Source organism: uncultured Abyssibacter sp. (assembly GCF_964000955.1).
Taxonomy (GTDB): Bacteria; Pseudomonadota; Gammaproteobacteria; order Nevskiales; family OUC007; genus Abyssibacter.
The window spans coordinates 1-4,957 of record NZ_CAXFCL010000007.1 but is presented as its reverse complement, the minus strand read 5'-3'; the positions used below and the strand labels follow the sequence as shown (position 1 = coordinate 4,957).

The 4,957-nt window shown below is 65.3% G+C and carries 4 protein-coding genes; 3 read left to right on the top strand and 1 reads right to left on the bottom strand.

What is annotated here, in order from left to right; translation table 11 throughout:
* Positions 1 to 823 (top strand): EAL domain-containing protein (locus ABNS06_RS00255; RefSeq protein ID WP_348671858.1); only part of this gene is annotated, 823 nt, incomplete at its 5' end.
* 104 nt (positions 824 to 927) lie between these two features.
* Positions 928 to 2,133 (top strand): ATP-binding protein, encoded by a 1,206-nt coding sequence (locus ABNS06_RS00250; protein WP_348671856.1) that lies wholly within the window; start codon positions 928 to 930, stop codon positions 2,131 to 2,133.
* A 19-nt stretch (positions 2,134 to 2,152) separates the two neighbouring features.
* Here the strand turns inward: ABNS06_RS00250 and ppsA are convergent, their stop codons facing one another.
* Entirely contained in the window at positions 2,153 to 4,522 is a 2,370-nt protein-coding gene (gene ppsA / locus ABNS06_RS00245; RefSeq protein ID WP_348671854.1) for a phosphoenolpyruvate synthase, read from the bottom strand.
* Between the two features lie 160 nt (positions 4,523 to 4,682).
* Between ppsA and ABNS06_RS00240 the strand changes: the two genes are divergently transcribed.
* Positions 4,683 to 4,957 (top strand): kinase/pyrophosphorylase (locus ABNS06_RS00240; protein WP_348671852.1); only part of this gene is annotated, 275 nt, incomplete at its 3' end.

Here is a 4,957-nt window from a genome sequence, read left to right as displayed (position 1 = left end):
GCGAGGTCAGGTCGTGATTTACAGCGATCAGATGCGCGGGTTGCCGGGATTGGGGCGCGATGACGGCGACTCGGACCTGCGAAAGGTGATCGAGAATCAGGAGTTCACGCCGCATTTTCAGCCGATTTTCGGCGCCGACGGCACTCGGCTCGAAGGCGTGGAGGCCTTGTTGCGCTGGCGTGGCGACGATGGCTGGCATCCGGCGGAGCAGCTGCTCAACACCGCGCGTCGCGACAAGGCGTTGGAAGGCGTCGAGGTGACAATGGTCACGCAGGCCATTCGCCAGTTCGCGCGGTGGTATCGTGAGGGTGTCGCCCCGGGGTTTCTCGCGCTCAACCTGTCCGGCCAGAGCCTGATCCAGAGCACGGTAGCCGAGGCGCTGCGGGGCGCGCTGGAACGCGAGCAGCTGCCCGGCAACCGCCTCTGCATCGAGGTCGAGCCGGATGGCGCCGCCAGCCCCGCGGCAGTCGCGCCTACTTTGAAGATGCTGCGGGAACTCGGCGTCTCCATCACGCTGCAATTGTGGGACGCCGATGTCCCCGTCAGCCAGCTGACCGGCTATGGTGCAGACAGCATCAAGCTGCGTCGCCCGCTCATCCAGGCACTGATGGCCGACCAGGGCGACCCGCAGCGGCGTGCCGCCGAGGCGATACTCGCGATCGCCGGTACGGTGGGCAGCGAGGTGGAACTTTGCGGCGTGGAATCCGAGGATGAGGTGCGCCAGCTCATGGGGCGAGGCTTCACCCGGCTGCAGGGGCACTGGCGACAGGCCGCGATCAATGCGTCGGAGTTTCAGCAATGGCTGAAGGCGGGCGCAGCGTAGAGACCGGTTCCCGACCGTGTGCAAAGAGCCGGAAAACCGGCCGGAGAGCCTGTCTCCGGGCGTTCGCGCACAATGACCGGCCAAGGGGTCACTAGGAGACGGACATGAGCTGGATCGACAGCCTATTCGGACCGGCGGGCCTGATGCCCCACGGCGTGTGTTTCCTGATGCGATCGGACCTGATCGCGCTGCACGTGATCGCGGATGGTCTGATCGCCTTCGCCTATTTCTCGATTCCGGTCACCTTGCTGCACTTTGCGCGGAAGAAGCGGGACGTGCCGTTCAAGCACATCCTGGCGTTGTTCGCGGCGTTCATCCTGCTGTGCGGCATGACGCACATCTTCGGCATCTGGACGATCTGGCGGCCGGTGTATTACTTCGAAGGCGTCGTGAAGGTGCTCACGGCCATCGTGTCGGTACTCACCGCGATCGTGCTGATCCCGCTGGTCCCCCAGGCCTTGTCGATGCGCAGCCATGCGGAGCTGGAGGCCATCAATCGCAAGCTGGAGGACGAGGTACAGCGCCGCGCCGATGCCGAACAGCAGCTGCGCCGAACCGTCACCAAGCTGACGCAGTCGAACGCCGAGCTGGAGCGCTTCGCGTACATCGCCTCCCATGACCTGCAGGCGCCGCTGCGCACGATCGGCTCGTTCACCGGGCTGCTCGGCAAGCGTTACGCCGACACGCTGGACGAAGGCGGGCGGGAGTATCTGGAATTCATTCAGGATGGCGTGACCGACATGCGGGCGCTGATCAGCGACCTGCTGGAGCTGTCACGCGTGAACTCGGCGGAACCCAGGATCGAAACCGTGGACAGCGGCGAGATCGTGGAGCGGGTGGCCGAGCAGCTGCATGCGGATCTGGAGACGTCCGGGGCGGTTCTCGAGTATCAGGACCTGCCCACGGTCCAGGCCGACGCCCGCGCGCTACAGCAGATCTTCCAGAACCTGATCAGCAACGCCCTCAAGTTCCAGCCGAAGGACCAGGCGCCGGAGATTCACGTGCGGGCGGAACGCGCTGGGCAGGCGTGGCGCTTCTCGGTGCAGGACAACGGGATCGGCATGAGTCCGGACAATCGCGAAAAGATCTTCCTGGTCTTCAAGCGACTGCACACGACCGACGAGTTCCCGGGCACGGGCATCGGCCTGTCACTGGTACAGAAGCTCGTGCAGAAACGAGGTGGCGAGATCAGTGTAGACAGCGAACCCGGTCGTGGCAGCCGTTTCAGCTTCGACATTCCGGATGCGCTGCCCGAGGAACCGGAGGCGGCGCCGTCATCCGCGGCGTCGGCGACTCCGGTCCCTGCCTGAGTTGTCGATCGGGGCGTTCCTAAACCGACTTGCCCGCCAGCATCATCCAGGTTTCGACGACCGTGTCCGGATTCAGTGACACGGACTCGATGCCCTGGTCCATGAGCCACTGCGCCAGGTCCGGGTGATCCGACGGCCCCTGGCCGCAGATACCAATGTACTTGCCCTGCTTGCGGCAGGCGCTGATCGCCATCGACAGCATCGCCTTGACCGCGTCGTTGCGCTCGTCGAACAGGTCGGCGATCAGGCCGGAGTCGCGGTCCAGCCCCAGGGTGAGCTGGGTCATGTCGTTGGAGCCGATGGAGAAGCCGTCGAAGTACTCCAGGAACTGGTCGGCCAGCACCGCGTTGGACGGCAGCTCGCACATCATGATCAGCTTCAGGTCGTCCTTGCCGCGTTCCAGGCCGTTGTCCTTGAGCGCCTCGCTGACGCGACGTGCCTCGTCGACGGTGCGGACGAATGGGATCATGACCTGCACGTTGGTCAGGCCCATCTCCTCGCGGACGTAGCGCAGCGCCTTGCACTCCAGTTCCCAGCAGGCGCGAAACTCTTCGGAGACGTAACGGGACGCGCCTCGGAAGCCCAGCATCGGGTTCTCCTCCTCGGGCTCATAGCGCTCGCCGCCGACCAGGTTGGCGTATTCGTTGGACTTGAAGTCGCTCATGCGCACGATCACCGGCTCGGGCGCGAACGCGCAGGCGATGGTCGCGACGCCTTCCGCGAGTCGGTGCACGTAGTAGCTGACCGGGTCGGAATAGCCGGCCATCATCTGGCGGATCGTGGCCTGGATGTCCGCCGGCTGATCGTCGAACTCCAGCAGCGCGCGCGGATGCACGCCAATCATGCGGTTGATGATGAATTCCAGGCGCGCCAGACCCACGCCCTTGTGGGGCAGGCCGGCGAAATCGAAGGCCCGGTCGGGGTTGCCGACGTTCATCATGATCTTCAGCGGCGCTTCGGGCATCTTGTCCAGGGCGATCTCGTCCACCGAGAACTCGAGCTGGCCCTCGTAGATCAGGCCCGTGTCGCCCTCGGCGCAGGAGACGGTGACTTCGACGCCGTCCTTGAGCAGGTCGGTGCCGTGGCCGGTGCCGACGACGGCGGGGATGCCCAGCTCGCGCGCGATGATCGCGGCGTGGCAGGTGCGGCCGCCGCGGTTGGTGACGATCGCCGAGGCGCGTTTCATGATCGGCTCCCAGTCGGGGTCGGTCATGTCGGTGACCAGCACGTCACCGGGTTGCACGCGCGCCATCTGCGACAAGTCGTCCAGTACCCGGACCTTGCCGGCGCCGATGCGCGCGCCGATGGCGCGACCGGTGACCAGCACCTTGCTCTTGCCGGCGAGCTTGAAGCGTTCCAGGGTGCTGGCGCTGCTGCGGCTCTGCACCGTTTCGGGGCGGGCCTGCAGGATGAGCAGTTCGCCGGTCTCGCCGTCCTTGCCCCATTCGATGTCCATCGGGCGACCGTAGTGCTTCTCGATGATCACGGCCTGCCGCGCCAGCGCCTCGACATCCTCGGCGCTCAGGCAGAACTGTCCGCGTTCCTCGGCGCTGGTGTCGACGAATTCGGTGGTCTTGCCCACGGTCTTGTCATCCGTGTAGACCATCTTGATCGCCTTGGAGCCCAGGCCGCGGCGCACGATCGCCGGCTTGTTGGCCGTGAGGTTCGGCTTGTAGGCGTAGAACTCGTCGGGGTTCACGGCGCCCTGGACGACGGCTTCGCCCAGTCCCCAGGACGCGGTGACGAAGACCACGTCACGGAACCCGGACTCGGTGTCCATGGTGAACATCACGCCCGAGGCGCCGATGTCCGAGCGCACCATGCGCTGGATGCCGGCGGACAACGCCACCTGCTTGTGATCGAAGCCGTGGTGCACGCGGTAGGAGATTGCCCGGTCGTTGAACAGCGAGGCGAACACGTCCTTGATGGCATGCAGCACCGCGTCGATGCCGCGGATGTTCAGGAAGGTTTCCTGCTGGCCGGCGAAGGACGCGTCGGGCAGATCCTCGGCGGTGGCGGAGGAGCGTACGGCGACGGAGACATCGTGGTCGCCGGACAGGGTCGTGAACGCGGCGCGGATGTCGGCTTCCAGATTGGCGGGGAAGGGGGCTTCGCCGACCCACTCGCGGATCTGCTTGCCGGTCTTCGCCAGCGCCTCGACATCGTCGACATCCAGCGCGTCCAGCGCGGCGTTGATGCGGTCGTCCAGGCCTTCGTGCTTGAGAAACTCGCGATAGGCGTCGGCGGTGGTCGCGAAGCCGTCCGGCACGCTCACGCCGGCGCCGGCGAGGTTGGAAATCATCTCCCCGAGCGAAGCGTTCTTGCCGCCCACCCGCTCGACATCGTTCATGCCGAGATCCTTGAACCAGACGATGGTCGCGTCTTCCACGTGCGTGCCTCTCTTGTTGTCGATGACCGGGCCGAATCCGGGGTGTTCCGACCACAGGGTCGGCTATTCTAGCGTGCTTGGGCTCCGGCGCCTCGTGCTGGGCCGCCAATCATGCTTGACTGATCCCGTCAGCCAGTGGGCCAGTCAGGGAGAAACTTGCGTGTCACAGACCAACCGTCGCGTCTTCTTCGTGTCCGACAGAACGGGCATCACCGCCGAAACCCTGGGCAACAGCCTGCTGACCCAGTTCGATGGTGTCGATTTCCAGTCGCTGACCTTTCCCTTCGTCAACACCGATGACAAGGCGAGTTCGGTGGTTGCCTACATCGACCATGCCGCCCGCGAGGACGGCGTGCGGCCGATCGTGTTCAGCACCACCGTGACGGATGTGGTGCGAGCGAAGCTGCGTGAGGCCAACGCGCTGTTTCTCGACCT